Here is a 16,872-nt window from a genome sequence, read left to right as displayed (position 1 = left end):
GTAGTGAGTTATCCGTCGCACGTTGCCGTCGGGCTGGCATCCAGTGTCACGTCGCATGGCCGATATCGTCGCGCTGGGGCGACGTCCGTGGCTGCGCTGGCCGCCCGATGAGGATGGGCTCTGTCGGGATCCAGAACGGGTCGTGTTGCCGATCTCTAGATTAACCCCTCATGAAAGCCCTTCAAGTGATTTCATAGAGGAACAGCGAATTAACGCGCCATAGGGGTTTGGTGTTGAACCCCGGGGGAACGATGCGTGCCAGTCTAGGTGAGCCGTCAGCCCAGGTCAGTTGTACCTGCGTACAGTGGAAGCAGCCCTGGGACAAACCGTTGTATCCAACGCCAACCCTTTGGTCTTAGCGCGCTATACCTAGGTATACTTTTGCGCCCCAGGAGACCGCGTATCTTGTAACGACGACAGGCGCTTGTGCGAGCGACCCGATATGCATGACACCCCGATGCGCAATACGACGACGATTGCCGTTGTCGATGATGACGAATCCGTTCGGGCCGCCCTCAAAAGCCTGTTACGGTCCAGCGGTTATGACGTGCGAACCTATTGCAGCGCCATGGACTTCCTCGACGCAAACGCCCTGGCGGCTACCCACTGCCTGATTTCCGATATCCAGATGCCGGGGATGAGTGGCCTGGAACTGCATGAACAGCTCGGCGCCATGGGCTTTCAAATCCCTACCATCTTCATTACCGCTTACCCGGACCTTGGGGCGCACATACCAAGGCTGATCGCCTGCCTGCCTAAACCCTGTGATGCCGACAAACTGCTGGCCTGTATCAACACTGCCCTGCGCCAGTAGGAGCTGTGTAGGAGCTGTCGAGTGCAACGAGGCTGCGATCTTTCCCCAGACACTTGAATCTCAAGCGAAAGATCAAAAGATCGCAGGCTTCGCCAGCTCCTACAGCCGTCGAACGGGAGCAGCACCTCGCCACGATGCTTCCATCACGCCACCGACCCCACACCTTCGTATAGATCCCCCGCCACTGACGTATGGTTTCGCTGAACCGATGTAGAAGTGCGCCTGGAAACGTCCCCCAATACCATGAATTCACAGCGAGCCAATCGCTGATTCATTGACCCCAGGCGTGCGCTCGTCGAGCGACGCAGCAACCTTACGGGGAACTGGCTATGTCGGCTTTCTTCGGAATACCTCGACACATTTTGACGCTCATCGGCGCGATTTTCCTGACCGCCTGTACGGTAGGCCCAGACTTCGTGAAACCTGAGAGCGGGCTTGACGCTGTGCAACTGTCGCCCCGACAAGAGCACGCAAGCGTCATCCCGACGTCCACTGCCGCGGTGCCGTCCCAGTGGTGGACACTGTTCAATGACGCCGTGCTCACCGGGCTGCAATCGCGCGCACTGGCGGGCAACCTTGATCTGCAGATGGCCGCCGAACGCATCGAGCAAAGCCGCGCCCAACTGGGCATCGCCGCGTCGCAATTACTACCCAGCGTAGGCGCCAATGCCAGCTACACGCGGGAGGCCCTCAGCGAACATGGCAAGTTCGCAGCCCTGGGTGCTCCGACCGGGCCCAACAATTTCTGGCAACTGGGCTTCGATGCCAGTTGGGAGATCGATCTGTGGGGCCGTGCACAACGGGGCCGCGAAGGCGCCGCCGCGACGCTGGAAGCCACGATTTATGATCGCGAAGCCGCACAGGTGGCCCTGGCCGCCGAAGTGGCACGCACCTACCTGCAATTGCGCGGAACCCAGGCGCAACTGGACATCACCCGGCAAAACCTGACGGTCGCGGAGCGCACCCTCGGCCTGGCTGAAAGCCGCGAGCGTAACGGCGTCGGGACACGCTTCGAAACCTCCTCCGCCCGGGCGCAGTTGGCCACGATCAAGGCCATGGTTCCTGAACTGGACCAACGTCGCAACGCCCAGATGAACGCACTGGCCTTGCTGATGGGTGAGCAGCCCCGTGCCCTCGATGGGCAACTGGGTAAGGCACTGCCCTTGCCTGCCCTGCCCTCCGGGGTCCCGGTTGGTGTCCCCTCTGAACTGGCCCACAGGCGCCCCGACATCCTGCGCGCCGAAGCCCAACTGCATGCCGCCACGGCTGCCATTGGTGTGGCCAAGGCTGATTTCTATCCGCGCATTGGCCTGAAAGGAAAGATCGGCGTGCAAGCCTTCGACAGTGGCGATCTCGCCAGTTGGGATTCCCGGTTCTTCTCCATCGGCCCCACGGTTTACCTGCCGATCTTCCAGGGCGGACGCTTGATGCAACGCCTGGCCCTGAACGAGTCACGGCAAAAAACCGCGGCACTCGCTTATCGCCAGACCGTCTTGCGAGCCTGGCATGAAGTGGACAACGCCCTGGATGCCTGGGGGGCCCAACAGCGTCAACACGATGAGCTGCTGGTGTCCTATGAACAGAACAAGCAGGCGCTGCATGCCGCCGAGCGAGGTTATCAGCAAGGCGCCGCCGACTATTTGAGTGTACTGACGGCCCAGTCCAACCTGCTTGCCAGCCAAACCCGCCTCAATGCCAACACGACCGACGCCACGCTGACCGTGGTCAATCTCTACAAGTCCCTGGGTGGCGGCTGGAATCCGGAGGTTGCCCAATGAACAGCGTCGCACTGTCGCCAGCGCACGTCGCGGCCAGCGCAGGGCCTCAGGCCTCGTCCTCGAAACGCTCGATGGTCGGCCTGGTCGGCATTTTTCTCGCCGCCATGATGGCGGGGTTGAATACCCGGGTCGGCGCATTGGCCCTGGCAGATGTGCGAGGCGCGATGGGCTTGGGCTTCGACGACGGCTCCTGGCTCACCACCGTGTACAGCGCCGGCGAGTTGATTGCCATGCCCTTTTCGGCGTGGTTCGCCATCACGCTCTCGGTTCGTCGCTTCGAATTGTGGATGCTCGGCAGTTGTACGCTACTCGCCTTGATCCTGCCTTTTATCCACGACCTGGAGCTTTTGCTGACCTTGCGCTTTGTGCAAGGCATTGCCAGCGGCACCACCATCCCGCTGCTGATGATGGCGGCGCTCAAATTCCTGCCGCCCCCCATACGGCTGTATGGCCTGGCGCTGTATGCCATGACCGCGACCTTCGCGCCTAATCTGTCCATCTGGTTGGCCGGGCGCTGGACGGATGGGTTGCAGGACTGGCGCTGGGTGTACTGGCAGATCGTTCCCCTCGCCCTCATCGCCGCAGGCCTGATCGCCTGGGGGCTGGCGAAGGAACCCGTCCAGGTCCCACGTTTTCGACAGGCCAATTGGTTTGGCATGGCCTGCGGTGTGCCGGCGTTCGGTTTGATCACTGTCGCACTGGACCAAGGCGTGCGGCTGGACTGGTTTCATTCACCGCTGATCACGTCTTCGCTGCTGGTTGGCCTGGCCTTGCTGGCGGTCTATTTGTTGACCGAGTGGTATCACCCATCACCGTTTATCAAGTTGCAGATCCTCGGGCGTCGCAACCTGGGACTGGGCTGCACCCTGTTCTTCGCGCTGCTGGTGGTGTTGATGTCCAGCTCGCTGCTACCGGCCAACTATCTCGGCGCACTGCAGGACTATCGCCCCTTCCAGATGGCGTCGGTCGGCCTGATCGTCGCGCTGCCGCAACTGGTCCTGGGGCCCGTGGTGGCGCTGCTGCTGTACCAGAAAAAGATCGATGCGCGTGTCGTGTTCGCCCTGGGGTTGTGCTTGATCGCGCTGGCGTGTCTGGCCGGCTCACAACTGACCAGCGAATGGAACCGCGACCAGTTCGTCATGGCGCAGACCCTGCAGGCCCTCGGACAACCGATGGCGGTGGTCTCGATGCTGTTCCTGATCACCAGCGTGGTACAGCCTGCTGAAGGGCCTTATGTGTCCGGCACGATCAACACGTTGCGCGCCTTCGGATCGCTGGCCGGTGCAGCGGCGGTTACCCAGCTCATCACCGTGCGCGGTCGCTTCCATGGAGAAATGTTGCTGGACCAGGGAGCACTGGTCGGTAACAGCCTGGCGTTTGTGCCTGAGCCGACGCAACTGATGAGTCTCATCGGCCAGCAATCGCTGGTGCTGTCGATCGCCGATGCCTATCGCGTGTTGGGCCTGATGGCGCTGCTGTTGATTCCTCTGGTGTTGCGACTGACCTACATCCCCGCCCCTGTCATGCACGCAGCCTCATCACCTTCCTCCTCACACGGGTGACTCATCATGGCATTACCGAAGAAAGCCCAGATCATCAGCGCCACACTGCTCGCAGTGGCCATCGGCGCGGCGTTCTATTTCAATCGTCCTGAATCCAGTGCATCGATACAGTCTACGGACGATGCCTACGTCCACGCCGACTTCACCACGGTAGCGCCGCAAGTGTCGGGCACGGTTGAGACAGTATTGGTCGACGACAACCAACCGGTGAACAAAGGCGACCTGCTGGCAACCATCGACGACCGCGATTTCGTCGCTGCCGTGAACGCGGCGCAAGCCCAGGTCGCCAGCGCCCGGGCCGGCATCGCCAGCCTGCAAGCGCACTTGATCCAACAGGAAACCACCATACGTCAGGCCCAAGCGGTGGTAACCGCAGACGAGGCGGCGCTCAAACTGGCCAGCGTCAATCAGGCCCGTTATCGCAACCTGGCCACCGACGGGTCGGGCACCGTGCAGGCCCAGCAGCAGGCCGAAGCGCAATTGAGCGTCCAACTGGCCAGCCGGGACAAGAGCCAGGCGGGGTTGCAGGCTGCCCGGCAATACGTGGATATCCTCAAGGCCGATCTGGAAAAGGCCAAGGCGGCCCTCGCCCATGCCGAGGCGGCGCAAGCCATCGCGCAACTGCAACTTTCCTATACCCGCATCACCGCACCGATCAGCGGCACCGTCGGGGAGAAATCGATACGCGTCGGTGCTTTCGTCAATGCCGGAAAACCCTTGCTGGCAATCGTGCCACTGGACGCCGTCTACATCACCGCCAACTTTCGCGAAACGCAACTGGCGCGCGTAGAGACCGGACAAACCGTGGATATCGAAGTGGATGCCTTGCCGGGCCAGGCACTGGAAGGCACGGTGCAAAGCCTGGGGCCGGCCAGCGGCGTCAGCTACTCCGCCATTGCCCCGCACAATGCCACAGGCAACTTCACCAAGATCGTCCAGCGCTTGCCCGTGCGCATTCGCATCGACCCCGACCAGCCCGGGGCGGCGAAACTGCGCGTGGGGATGTCCGTCACACCGCATATCCGTATTGGTGAATAAATCCATCAGGGCTTTTGTGACGAGCTGGGTTGTGTAGGAGCTGACGAGTGCAACGAGGCTGCGATCTTTCCCCAGACATTTGAATCGCAAGCGAAAGATCAAAAGATCAAAAGATCGCAGGCTTCGCCAGCTCCTACAGAACCCGGTAGGACAGATCCCCTCGCTATGTGCAGGTGAAGCCCTAAGAAAATAACTAAAGGTTATTTGTTGTCTGTTTTTTAGATCATTTAGATTAAGCCTTAAGCCCAATGGCTTCGTGGTACTGCCTCAAGAACGTTGGCATTTACCCATTTTCAGTCACGGCAATCTCATTAACGGGCCACCGTCATGCAGCTTCTAACGCTTCCTCCCTCCCCTGGCCTGGCCACCTCGATTCGTGCCACGGCCCAGGTCTTCGAAGACCCCACCTCCCGCGCTTTGCTGGCTCACTTGCAGCAAGTCGCGCCCAGTGACGCCAGCGTGCTGATCATCGGCCAGACCGGGACCGGCAAGGAACTGGTGGCGCGCCACGTACACAACCTCAGCGCCCGTCGCCACAAACCGTTTGTTGCGGTCAACTGCGGGGCGTTTTCCGAAACCCTGGTGGAGGCCGAGCTGTTCGGCCATGAGAAAGGCGCGTTCACCGGCGCACTGACAGCCAAGGCCGGATGGTTCGAGGAAGCGGACGGCGGCACGCTGTTCCTGGATGAAATCGGTGATTTGCCGTTGCCGATCCAGGTCAAGTTGCTTCGGGTGCTACAGGAGCGCGAGGTGGTCCGGCTGGGTTCGCGCAAGAGCATCAAGATCAATGTGCGCGTGTTGGCGGCCACCAACGTACAGTTGGAAAAAGCCATCAATGCCGGGCACTTTCGTGAAGACCTCTATTACCGTCTGAACGTGGTCAGCCTGGTGCTCAAGCCGCTGCGCGAACGCCCCGGTGACATCCTGCCGCTGATCCGCCACTTCATTGCCGAGTACAGCCGCAGGCTCGGGCACGGCGAGGTGACGCTGGATGCCCAGGCACAGCGCAAATTGCTCGACTATTCCTGGCCGGGGAACATCCGCGAGCTGGAAAATGTCATCCACCACACCCTGTTGATTTGCCGCAACAACGTGATCGGCGTGCAGGACCTGCACCTGTCGAACTTCCGTATCGAACGCCAGGACAACTCGCAGGAGTCGGCCCCTCAAAGCGCAGAGACGCTTTTGCAGAAAGCCTTCGAGAAACTGCTCGAGCAAGAGCATGGCGACTTGTATGAAAAGGTCGAGGCCGAGTTGCTGCGCACCGCCTACCGCTACGCCAACTGCAATCAGGTCCACACCGCCAGCCTGTTGGGCCTGAGCCGCAATGTCACCCGCACGTTGTTGATCAGGATCGGCGAACTGGTGGTCAATCGACGCCGCCCGGCACTGGACACCCGGGATGGCCGGGTGATCAACCTGTCGACCTGAGTTCCAAAGGGCTCCGTGGCGAGGGAGCTTGCTCCCGCTGGGGGCACGGTAGGAGCTGTCGAGCGGAGCGAGGCTGCGATCTTTCCCCAGACACTTGAGCCTCAAGCGAAAGATCAAAAGATCGCAGGCTTCGCCAGCTCCTACAGAACCCAGACAGTGGCCCAATTAGGGGGAGCTCTGTGCTTCAATCCCGGCCGTGTCCTGCCCCCTCGCCCTCGCTCCCAGATAGAAATCCTGCAGATCGCCGCGAGCCGCCAGTTGTTCGGCGCTGCCTTCGCTGACCACACGACCGCTTTCCAACACGTAGCCATAGTGGGCGTAGCGCAGGGCGACGTTGATGTTCTGTTCGGCAATCAGGAAACTGACGCCTTCGTGCTGATTGAGTTGGCGCACGATCTCGAAGATTTCCTCGACGATCTGCGGCGCCAGGCCCATCGACGGTTCGTCGAGCAAGACCAGTTGCGGCTTGGCCATCAGTGCACGGCCTATCGCGATCATCTGTTGCTCGCCGCCCGAGGTGTAGCCGGCCAGGCTTTTGCGCCGCAGCTTCAGCCGCGGAAAATGGCCATAGACCAACTCCAGGTCAGCCAGCAACTGGCGCCGCGGCACCTGGCGCGCCAGGGCGCCGGCCAGAAGGTTTTCCTCCACGGTCAACTGGGCAAAACAATGCCGCCCTTCGAGCACTTGCACCAAGCCGTTCGCCGCCAAGGTGTGAGGCGCGCTGTGGGTCACCTCCCGTCCCTGGTAGACGATCCGCCCCCGCACCACTTCGCCCCGTTCAGCACGCACCAGGTTGGAGGCGGCTTTCAAGGTGGTGCTTTTACCCGCGCCGTTGGCGCCCAGCAACACCACGACCTGCCCTTCTGCGACCTCCAGCGACACGCTGCGCACGGCCAGGATGGTCTGTTCGTAGAAGACTTCAATATCGTCGATCTGCAGGATCGGCACGTTCGTCGTCATGCTGTTTCGCCTTTTTCAAGTAGCGACCGGACACGCACGCCCGGTCGCCGTGACGCCTCAGGATTCCTTGCTGCAATCACGCGGGGTAATGCCTTTTTCCCGGGCGTACTGGTGCGAAGACGCTTCGATGATCGGTCGCAGCAAGGCGCGGTCAGCCTGTACCCAGTCACTGATCAGCTTCCACTGCGTACCGTCCCATTGCTGGAAGCGCACCGCGCCACCGCCTTCATGGTCCGAGCACGACAACTGCAACGGCTGCACCAGGCCCAACGCCCCCAGTTCCTTGAGTCGTGCATCGTCGAGCTTGAGGTTCTCGAAGCCCCAACGCACCTGCTCACCCGTCAGGGGTTGCTTGCCGAATTTCTGCTGGGCAATGCGCAGCGCTTCTACGTTGAGAATGCCGTTGACCACGCCGAGGTTGTAATACACCGTGCCGAAACGCTTGGGGTCGGCCAGGTCACCATGGCCGGCGTCGACCACTTGTTTCTTGATGCCCTGCAGCACCGGGAAATCGGTGCCCGAAGGGTGCGTGGTGATGGCGATGAAGCCCTTGGCCGCGGCACCGGCCGGTGCAGCGTCATCCTCGGAATTGCTCCAGATGTTGCCGATGATGTGGTCGGCCGGGAAACCGACTTTCTGTGCGGTTTTCAGCGCCACCGGGTTCATCACGCCCCAACCGCGCAGGATCACCCAATCAGGCTTTTCCCGACGGATATTCAGCCATTGCGATTGTTGCTCGTTGCCCGGGTGCGGCACCTCCAGCAAGGTCAGCGCAAAACCGTACTTGTCGGCCAGGGTTTGTAGCACCTCGTTGGTTTCCTTGCCGTAGGGGGAGCCGTGATACAGGGTGACGATCTTCAGGCCCTTGAGTTTGTCCAGCCCCCCGGCCCTCTGGCCGATGTAGTTGATGATCGCCGACACTTCGGAATACGGGTTCAACTGCAACGGGAAGACGTAGGGAAACACGCTGCCGTCGGTGGAGTCCGTGCGACCGTGGTTGATGGTGATCAGCGGCAGTTTGTCGGCCGTCGAACGCTCCAGGGTGGCGTAGGCAATACCCACCGACAGTGGGTTGGTGGCCGCCGCTGGCGCGCCGTTCAAACCTTTCTTCAGGCGCTCGTAGCACTCGACGCCTTTTTCGACCACGTATTCGGTCTCGCACTCGCTCCAGGTCAACTTGACGCCATTCACGCCGCCATTGGCGTTGACGTACTTGAGGTAGTCGATGAAACCGCCGAAAAAACCGGTGCCGCCGGCCGCATAAGGGCCGACGCGATAGCTTTGCAGCGGGAAGTATTGTTCGTTGTCCGCCTGGACGGTGAAGGCCGCGGCGGTGAGGCTCAGGGCCAGTGCCAGACTGCTGGCGAATGATCGTTTGAACATCGGATTTTCCTTGTTATGAAGCCATAGGTAAGCCAACAAAATGGAACTGCAAACCCGCGTGGTGCGGTTCGCTCAGTAGCGCAACGGCCACAGCCGAGCGCGCTGGCGAAATCTCTGCCAGAGACGCGCAAGGCCCTCTGGCTCCTTGATCAGGAACAGGATGATCAGGGCGCCGAATATCATTTTCTGCAGGTTCTCCACCTGGCCGGCGTCCACCAGCCCGCCGGGCAGCAGCGACACCAGGTTCGAGAGCAACACCGGAAACAGCACGATGAAGGCCGCGCCGAGAAAGTTGCCCAGCAGGCTGCCGAGGCCGCCGATAATGATGATGAACAGAATCTGGAACGACCGATTGAGGTCGAACCCGTGGGGCTCCACCGTGCCCAGGTAAGCGAAGGCCCAGAGCGCGCCGGCCACCCCGAGGAAAAAACCGCTGATGGCGAACGCCAGCAACTTGGTTTTTGCCAACGCAATGCCGATAACCGCGGCGGCGGTGTCCATGTCGCGCACCGCCATCCAGTTGCGCCCCAACTCGCTGCGCACCAGGTTCTTGCCCAGCCAGAACAGCGCCACCACCACGCTCAGGGTCAGCAGATAGCGGCCGGCCGGCGCGTCGAGGTTTACCCCGAATACCTCCAGGCGCGGCGCGCTGATCACGCCCGAGGCGCTGTTGTTGGAAAACCAACTGAACCGGGTCAGCGCCCAGGTCACGAAGAACTGCGCCGCCAGGGTCGAGACCAGCAGGTAGAAGCCCTTGATGCGTAAACTCGGCAGGCCGAACAGCACCGCCACCAACGCCGCCGTCAACCCGCCCAGGGCGATACTGACCAACAACGGCAAACCGGCGACCCGTACTTCGAGGTTGTAAGTGGCAAAGGCGCCCACCGCCATGAACGCCGCAGAACCGAGGGACAGTTGCCCGGCATAACCAGTGAGCAAATTGAGCCCCAACCCGGCCAGGGACAGCACCAGGAATGGAATCAGGATCGCGCTGAACCAGTAGTCATTGCCCAGCCAGGGCACCACGACAAAGGCAAACAGCAGCAACGCGATCAGCCCATGACGGTACTGGCGCAGCGCGAAGACTCGGCGGTCCTGGGCATAGCGGGTGTTGAACTGGCCTGCTTCTCGATAAAACATCATGCGCTCCCCTAAACCCGTTCGATGGCCCGTTCGCCAAACAACCCCGCCGGACGCACCAGCAAAAACAGCAGCGCCAGCACGTAGGGAAACCAGTTCTCGATGCCGCTGCCGATGAAGGGCCCGAGGTAAACCTCCGCCAGCTTCTCCGAGGCGCCGATGATCAAGCCGCCGACAATCGCGCCGGTGATGGAGGTGAAGCCGCCGATGATCAGCACCGGCAAGGCCTTGAGCACCACCAGCGAGAGCGAGAACTGCACACCGAGGCGAGCGCCCCAGAGCAGCCCGGCGACCAACCCGACAAACCCTGCCACCGCCCACACCACCACCCACACTCGCTGCAAGCGGATGCCCACGGCCAGTGCCGCCAGCGGGTCATCGGCCACCGCCCGCAACGACAATCCGAGCCGGGTCTTGTTGAACAGCCAGGACAGCAGCAGCACCAGGAACGCCGCCRTCAACGCGGCAAAAATGTCGAACTGCGACAACAACATCCCGCCCAGCTCCAGCGGTTCGTCACTGATGCCCAGCTCCAGGCCATGCACCTGGGCGCCCCACAGCGCCTGGGCGAACCCTTCGATGACGTAGGACAGGCCAAGGGTGGCCATGAACAGCGTGATCGGCGAACGGTTGACCAAAGGGCGCAGTACCACACGCTCCACGGCCACGGCGATCAGCAGCATCGCCGCCAGGCTGATGAGGAACGCCAGCCAGAACGGCACACCGCGTTCCAGCAGGCTGACGAAGGTCAGCGCCGAGAACAGCACCATCGCGCCCTGGGCGAAATTGAATACCCCGGAGGCCTTGTAGATCAGCACAAAACCGATGGCCACCAAGGCGTACATCACTCCCGCCAACAACCCGCCAATCAATACTTCAAAGAAAAATTCCATCGCTGTTCCTAATACTGTTCGGTCAATACAAACGAGGATCCTGTGGCCAGAGATTGCTCCCGCTGGGCTGCGCGGTAGGAGCTGTCGAGCGGAGCGAGGCTGCGATCTTTCCCCAGACACTTGAGTCTCAAGCGAAAAGTCAAAAGATCGCAGGCTTCGCCAGCTCCTACACAGGCGATCCCCTGTAGGAGCTGTCGAGCGGAGCGAGGCTGCGATCTTTCCCCAGACACTTAAGTCTCAAGCGAAAAGTCAAAAGATCGTCCGAACGCGGCCCGAGCCTTCGCCAGCTCCTACAGAGCCCAGCGGGAAGGCGTCGAATATCCGGTGTCAGTGGCGAGTGCCCAGGTAGGCCGAAATGACCTCGGGGTTCTGCCGTACGTCTTCGGGCGAGCCGTCGCCGATCTTGCGACCGTAATCGAGCACCACCACGTGGTCGCTGATGTCCATGACCACGCCGATATCGTGCTCGATCAACACCACGGTGGTGCCCAGTTCACGATTGATATCGACGATGAAGCGGCTCATCTGCTGCTTCTCGTCGGCGTTCATTCCGGCCATGGGTTCGTCCAGCAGCAACAGCCGAGGCTCCGCCGCCAGCGCCCGGGCCAGCTCCACGCGCTTCTGCAAGCCATAGGGCAACGTGCCCACCAGGGTGTCGCGCCAGGGCTGCAAGTGCAGGAACGCGATAACGCGCTCGGCCGCTTCGCGCTGGCGGTCATCCTCGCCCCTGGCGCGACCGATGCGCAGCGCCTGCTCGATCCAAGTGCTGCGCCGCTTGAGGTTGCGTCCGGTGAGCACGTTGTCGAGCACGCTCATGCCCTTGAACAGCGCAATGTTCTGGAACGTGCGGGCGATGCCGCGTACCGCCACATCGTGGGGGCGCATCCGGCGCCGCTCCTGTCGATCAAAACGGATATGCCCCTCCTGGGCCTGGTACACGCCGCTGATGACATTCAGCAGCGAGCTCTTGCCTGCACCGTTGGGGCCGATCAAGGCGCAGATCTCTGCGGTGGCGACACGAAAACTGATGTCCGTGACCGCTTTGACGCCTTTGAATGACAGTGAAATATGGTCCAGCTCCAGCAAATGTGCGGTGGCCGTCTGGGTCATGGCGCGTCTCCTCTCAGGCCAGTTGCGACTGGAGCCCGCTCCAGTCATCGGTGGTTTGCTGCACAAGATGCGTCGGCGCTTCCCAGTGGGCCGCATCGCCCCACTGGCGAACCCTGATACCCAATGCCTGGAAAAACGCCTGGGTCTGGGGCGGCAACGCATCGCCCACCAGCAGCGGCGCGCGGGTCCGGGAGAACCCCAGCACGTCGCGCAAAGGCCGGCGCACCAGCCAGTCACCCAAATGCCGTTGCAAGACGTCGGGATGGGCCGCCAACGCCCAGTCCACCAGCCCACGCGACCAACTGCCCGGCGCCGGCAAACGCTCCAGCGCATAGCGGTACAAACGCTCATAGGTTTCGCGCGTTCCAGCCACCAGCGTCGGGCCCAGCTCGCGGCGGTCGCGATCACGGGTCGCCAGGTTTTCTGGAAAATTCAGGCGAAAACCGGCTATCAACCAAGGCGCCAGCAGATAGCGGGCTTGTCCGCCCGAGGCGAACGCCCGGGCGGCCAATGCCTCTTCCTGCCGTCCCAGGCCTTCGCGCGTCACCAACCGCTGGCCCTCCTGCAGCAGCTCGGCGTGGCTGACGCGTTGCTCTTCAATCGCCTGCCCAGCCCCGCGATAAAACACAAAGGCCGTTTGCAGCACTTGCCCTTGCGGTGCCCGTTCATCGGTTGGGCGCTCGGCAACCAGCGCGGCGTAATCCAGCGCTTGAACGAATGGCGTCGAATCGGCCAGGCCACGCTTGTCGAGATAAACCAGCACACGTGCAACCACCTGCGCCGCACGCAGACGCAGCATCTCCTCCAGGCCTTCGACCAGGACGAAATCCGGCTGCAGCGTGCCGAGCAATAGCACCTGCTCGGCCGATGCCTCCAACGGGTCGAACAGGCTCGCCACGCCTCCCAGCCACTGCGCGGCCAAGGCTGCAAGCAGCGCCTGCGGCCTGGGTCGGCTGATGATCGTCAGGGTCGCGCCCGCTGAAAAACCGCGGGCTTGCAGGGCACTCGCCAAACGGCGCACCTCATCGGCCACTTGCGCCCAGGTCCGCTCCTGCCAGACACCCAGGTACTTATGGCGCAGCGCGACATCCGCGCCATGCCGATGCGCCTGTTGCTGCAACCACTGGGGCAAGCTGGCCGGTGCCGCGTCGAGAGTGTCGGTGAACGTGCCCATGTTGCCTCCCGCGCCTAAGCGACTGCCGCCGTTTTGGCTGCCACTTTGCGTTGCTCCAGCTCACGCACCAGCGGCAGGACCTTACGGCCGAAATACTCGACTTCTTCCTGGAAGTGCAGAAAGCCGGCGAGCACCAGATCCACACCCACGGCCTTGAGCGCGACGATGCGTTCGGCGATCTGCTGCGGTGTGCCGATCAGGTTGGTCTTGAAGCCATCGTTGTACTGCACCAGGTCCTCGAAGCTGGACTTGGCCCAGTTGCCCTCGCCTTCCGGGCTGGACTTGCCGGCCTGCTTCGCCGCATCGCCGAAGGCATTGACGGCCTCGGGGTCGGCCTGGTCGATGATCTGGGCAAGGACCGCACGCGCCTCTTCTTCGGTGTCACGAGCAATGACGAAGGCGTTTACACCGACCTTGACCTTGTGATTGTTGGCCGCGGCTTTTGCCTGGAGGTCATCGATCTGCGCCTTGACACCTTCCACGGTATTGCCGTTGGTGAAGTACCAGTCCGATACCCGGGCCGCCATGTCCCGCGCCGCCCGCGAGCTGCCGCCCTGGAAGATCTCCGGGTGCTGCTGCAGTGGTTTTGGCTTGAGGGTGTAGTCGTGGAAGCGGTAGAAGTCACCGCGCAAGGTGAAGTTGTCGGTGGTCCAGATGCCCTTGAGGGCGGTGATGAATTCTTCGGAACGGCGATAGCGCTCATCGTGTTCCAACCATGGCTCGCCAATGGCGGTGAACTCGCCCTTGAACCAGCCCGACACGATGTTGACCGCCACCCGCCCGCCGGTCAGGTGATCGATGGTTGCGATCTGCTTGGCCAACACCGAGGGTGTCCACGGCCCAGGCAACACTGCGGCGATGACTTTCAGGCGCGTGGTGGCGGCCAGCAAGGCATGACTGAACGCCACGGACTCATGCTGGTATTCGGCACCGTAACCGGCGGTGAAGCGCACTTGGGACAGGGCGTAGTCGAAGCCGGCCGCTTCAGCGATCTGCGCCAGCTTGCGGTTGTAGTCGATGCCCCAGTCGGTGCGTTGCTCGATTTTGCTGACCACCAGCCCGCCACTGACGTTGGGCACCCAGTAGGCAAATTTGATCGTGTCCTGGCTCATTGCATGTACTCCACGGCTCGTTTTGAAAGAAGAAATTGATCAGGCGGCACTGGCGTCGCGTCGAACGCTCGGGACCAGGCTCAGCAACGCCGACTCGACGGCGCGCTCGATACGCTCCAGCACCTGTGCGCTGGAGATCTGGTATTGGGTGAAATCGGTTTCGCTGGCATAGACCCCCACCGGCAGGCTCAGGGCCTGGAAGAAGCCGAACAGGGGCCGCAGTTGGTGATCGATGATCAAGGCATGGCGATCCGAGCCCCCCGTCGCGGCCAGCAGCACCGGTACATTCTTGAGGGCTTCGTGATGAACAAAATCGAACAGGTGCTTGAACAGGCCGGTGTACGAAGCCCGATACACCGGGCTGGCGGCAATCAACAGATCAGCCGACTCGATGGCCTGCAGGTCATCCTGCACGGCAGCCGGCAACGCCTCGCGACGCAAGACCCCGGCGAACTGGGGGCCGACCTTGGCCAGTTCGATCAGACGCAGCTCGATCGGCAGTTGCTGCCCAAGCCTGTCGACCAATGCCTGGAGCAGGACCAGCGTGCGTGACGGGTGCTGCACGCTGCCTGACACCGCCACCACTTTGAATTGCTTGCTCATCGTTTACCCCATGCCTGGAGACGCCACCTCAGCGTCTGCACAAGGTGTAGAGCAGCAACCGTGCCAGTTGAATATTCATTTATTAATCAATGTCTTAGGAGCTTTGCTGGATCATCTCACTGTCGCTTGACGGACAAGCTGTTGATCCACTGTTGCCTGACGAACATTCGCCGCGTCGATGTGTGTGGCAGCAACTGTTGCCGGGCACACAGTTGCGCAACAGATTGTTCGCAGCGAGGGCAGCCCTTTCCCTGATGAACGCTGTACAGGCCCGTATTTACGGGCGTTGGGCCTCAGGCATGGACTGTGCAATAGCCGCTGGCACCGGCAGGTTTCTCCCCTGCCCACCTATTCGTCATAAGAAGGAACATCACCATGACCGCACAGCAACAACACCTGCCGCCGATCCTGTCCACCGGCACCGACTATGAGCCCTTGGCCGAACGCTTTCGGCCGATCTTTGCACGCATCCAGGCCGGCGCCCTGGAGCGTGAGCAGACGCGCAGCCTGCCCTTTGAACAGGTGAAATGGCTGAAGGAAGCAGGCTTTGGTGCCATTCGCGTACCGGTCGAATATGGCGGCGCCGGGGCTTCGTTGCCGCAGCTGTTGCAACTGCTGATCGAACTGGCCGAAGCCGATTCCAACCTGCCCCAGGCGCTGCGCGGGCACTTTGCATTTGTCGAGGACCGTCTCAACGCCCACGCCAGCAGCCCACAAGACATCTGGTTCAAGCGCTTCGTCGAGGGTGAACTGGTGGGCAATGCCTGGACGGAAGTCGGCACCGTGAAAATCGGCGACGTCGTTACTCGGGTTTCTCGCCAGGGTGATCAGTGGGTCGTCAACGGCACCAAGTACTACAGCACCGGCAGTATCTTCGCCGACTGGATCGACGTGTATGCCCAACGCGACGACAACGGCGCCGACGTGATTGCCGCTGTGCGTGTGCATCAGCCGGGCGTCAAGCAAAGCGATGACTGGGACGGTTTTGGCCAACGCACCACCGGCAGCGGCACGTCGCTGTTCGAGAATGCGTTGGTCGAGGCGGAAAATCTCATCGACTTCTCTACCCGCTTCAAATACCAGACCGCGTTTTATCAACTGGTGTTACTGGCCGTGCTGACCGGTGCCGGCCGCGCGGCGGTTCATGACATTACCGAGCAAGTACGCAAACGCACGCGAGTCTTCAGCACCGGCAACGCCAGCGAAGTGAGCCAGGATGTGCAGGTGCAGCAAGTGGTCGGTAAGGCCTCGGCCCAGGTCTATGCCGCCGAAGCCACCACCCTGCGAGCCGCGAGCGCCTCCCAACGCGCCTACGAAAGCCGCTTCAGTCAGAACGCCGAGACCGAACACACCGCCAACATCGCCGCCGAACTGGAATCGGCCCAGGCCCAGGTGGTGATTTCCGACCTGGTGTTACGCGCTACCAGTGATCTGTTCAATGCCCTGGGTGCCTCGGCCACCAGCACCAGCAAAGCCCTCGACCGTCACTGGCGCAATGCCCGCACTGCTGCTTCGCATAATCCGTTGATCTACAAGGAGCGCATTATTGGTGATTGGGAAATCAATGGTACGGAGCCGCCGTATGTTTGGCAGATTGGCGGGGGGTCCAAGCAGCTTTGAGTTGATGGGTTGGTGTGTATATCCGTTGCTGCGGTAACGGCGGCTTAGGGTTCCGCCCTTACGGCGGGTCACTTTTGGAAGAGCGCCAAAAGTAACCAAAAACGCTCTGCCCCACCACTCGGCACCTCGCCTAGGCTCGGTGTGCCCTCACTCCGGCATTGCTCCGTGGGCCCGCCGCGAAGGGCCATCCATGGCCCAGCGCGGCTATCCCGGCATCCATGCCGGGATGCCCACTGCGCAATGCCTGCGTTCGG

General features: G+C 61.7%; 14 protein-coding genes. 6 read left to right on the top strand and 8 right to left on the bottom strand.

What is annotated here, in order from left to right:
* Positions 1 to 442 precede the first annotated feature (442 nt).
* The 5 genes from AB4Z20_RS19775 (at position 443) to AB4Z20_RS19755 (ending at position 6,623) form a co-directional block, all read left to right on the top strand.
* Complete coding sequence (locus AB4Z20_RS19775) at positions 443 to 814, top strand: response regulator transcription factor (RefSeq protein WP_253474342.1); 372 nt, start codon at positions 443 to 445, stop codon at positions 812 to 814.
* 329 nt (positions 815 to 1,143) lie between these two features.
* A complete protein-coding gene (locus AB4Z20_RS19770; RefSeq protein WP_442090462.1) occupies positions 1,144 to 2,592 on the top strand; it encodes an efflux transporter outer membrane subunit in 1,449 nt (482 codons plus the stop codon).
* A complete protein-coding gene (locus AB4Z20_RS19765) occupies positions 2,589 to 4,154 on the top strand; it encodes an MFS transporter (RefSeq protein ID WP_253474335.1) in 1,566 nt (521 codons plus the stop codon). Before AB4Z20_RS19770 ends, AB4Z20_RS19765 begins: the two co-directional genes overlap by 4 nt.
* Before the next feature lie 6 nt (positions 4,155 to 4,160).
* Positions 4,161 to 5,192, top strand: coding sequence for an HlyD family secretion protein (locus AB4Z20_RS19760; RefSeq protein WP_442090461.1), 1,032 nt, complete (start codon positions 4,161 to 4,163; stop codon positions 5,190 to 5,192).
* 327 nt (positions 5,193 to 5,519) lie between these two features.
* Entirely contained in the window at positions 5,520 to 6,623 is a 1,104-nt protein-coding gene (locus AB4Z20_RS19755) for a sigma-54 interaction domain-containing protein (protein WP_253474330.1), read from the top strand.
* 165 nt (positions 6,624 to 6,788) lie between these two features.
* Here the strand turns inward: AB4Z20_RS19755 and AB4Z20_RS19750 are convergent, their stop codons facing one another.
* The 8 genes from AB4Z20_RS19750 to msuE form a co-directional block, all read right to left on the bottom strand.
* Positions 6,789 to 7,583, bottom strand: coding sequence for an ABC transporter ATP-binding protein (locus AB4Z20_RS19750; protein ID WP_442090460.1), 795 nt, complete (start codon positions 7,581 to 7,583; stop codon positions 6,789 to 6,791).
* Between the two features lie 57 nt (positions 7,584 to 7,640).
* The gene (locus tag AB4Z20_RS19745; RefSeq protein ID WP_214512245.1) at positions 7,641 to 8,966 is read right to left on the bottom strand and encodes an ABC transporter substrate-binding protein; all 1,326 of its coding nucleotides are present in this window, start codon (positions 8,964 to 8,966) and stop codon (positions 7,641 to 7,643) included.
* Positions 8,967 to 9,038: 72 nt separating this feature from the next.
* A complete protein-coding gene (locus AB4Z20_RS19740) occupies positions 9,039 to 10,106 on the bottom strand; it encodes a branched-chain amino acid ABC transporter permease (protein WP_442090475.1) in 1,068 nt (355 codons plus the stop codon).
* An 11-nt stretch (positions 10,107 to 10,117) separates the two neighbouring features.
* Entirely contained in the window at positions 10,118 to 10,999 is an 882-nt protein-coding gene (locus AB4Z20_RS19735; protein WP_442090459.1) for a branched-chain amino acid ABC transporter permease, read from the bottom strand.
* 327 nt (positions 11,000 to 11,326) lie between these two features.
* Positions 11,327 to 12,109 carry an ABC transporter ATP-binding protein gene (locus AB4Z20_RS19730; RefSeq protein WP_442090458.1) on the bottom strand — a complete coding sequence of 261 codons (783 nt, stop codon included), beginning with the start codon at positions 12,107 to 12,109 and terminating at the stop codon, positions 11,327 to 11,329.
* 13 nt (positions 12,110 to 12,122) lie between these two features.
* Positions 12,123 to 13,283: an AMP-binding protein gene (locus AB4Z20_RS19725; RefSeq protein ID WP_442090457.1), complete on the bottom strand. Its 1,161-nt coding sequence runs from the start codon at positions 13,281 to 13,283 to the stop codon at positions 12,123 to 12,125.
* Positions 13,284 to 13,297: 14 nt separating this feature from the next.
* Positions 13,298 to 14,395, bottom strand: a complete 1,098-nt coding sequence (gene sfnG, locus AB4Z20_RS19720) for a dimethylsulfone monooxygenase SfnG (protein WP_027911753.1) — start codon at positions 14,393 to 14,395, stop codon at positions 13,298 to 13,300.
* Between the two features lie 39 nt (positions 14,396 to 14,434).
* Positions 14,435 to 14,998 (bottom strand): FMN reductase, encoded by a 564-nt coding sequence (gene msuE, locus AB4Z20_RS19715; protein ID WP_253474309.1) that lies wholly within the window; start codon positions 14,996 to 14,998, stop codon positions 14,435 to 14,437.
* Positions 14,999 to 15,373: 375 nt separating this feature from the next.
* On the opposite strand from msuE, the gene AB4Z20_RS19710 reads away from it, so the two are divergent.
* Positions 15,374 to 16,618 (top strand): acyl-CoA dehydrogenase family protein, encoded by a 1,245-nt coding sequence (locus AB4Z20_RS19710; RefSeq protein WP_442090456.1) that lies wholly within the window; start codon positions 15,374 to 15,376, stop codon positions 16,616 to 16,618.
* Positions 16,619 to 16,872 lie beyond the last annotated feature (254 nt).

Origin of the sequence: Pseudomonas sp. KB_12 (assembly GCF_052114545.1) — a bacterium.
Lineage (GTDB): Bacteria > Pseudomonadota > Gammaproteobacteria > Pseudomonadales > Pseudomonadaceae > Aquipseudomonas > Aquipseudomonas brassicacearum.
This window is presented reverse-complemented; position numbering and strand designations above follow the sequence as displayed.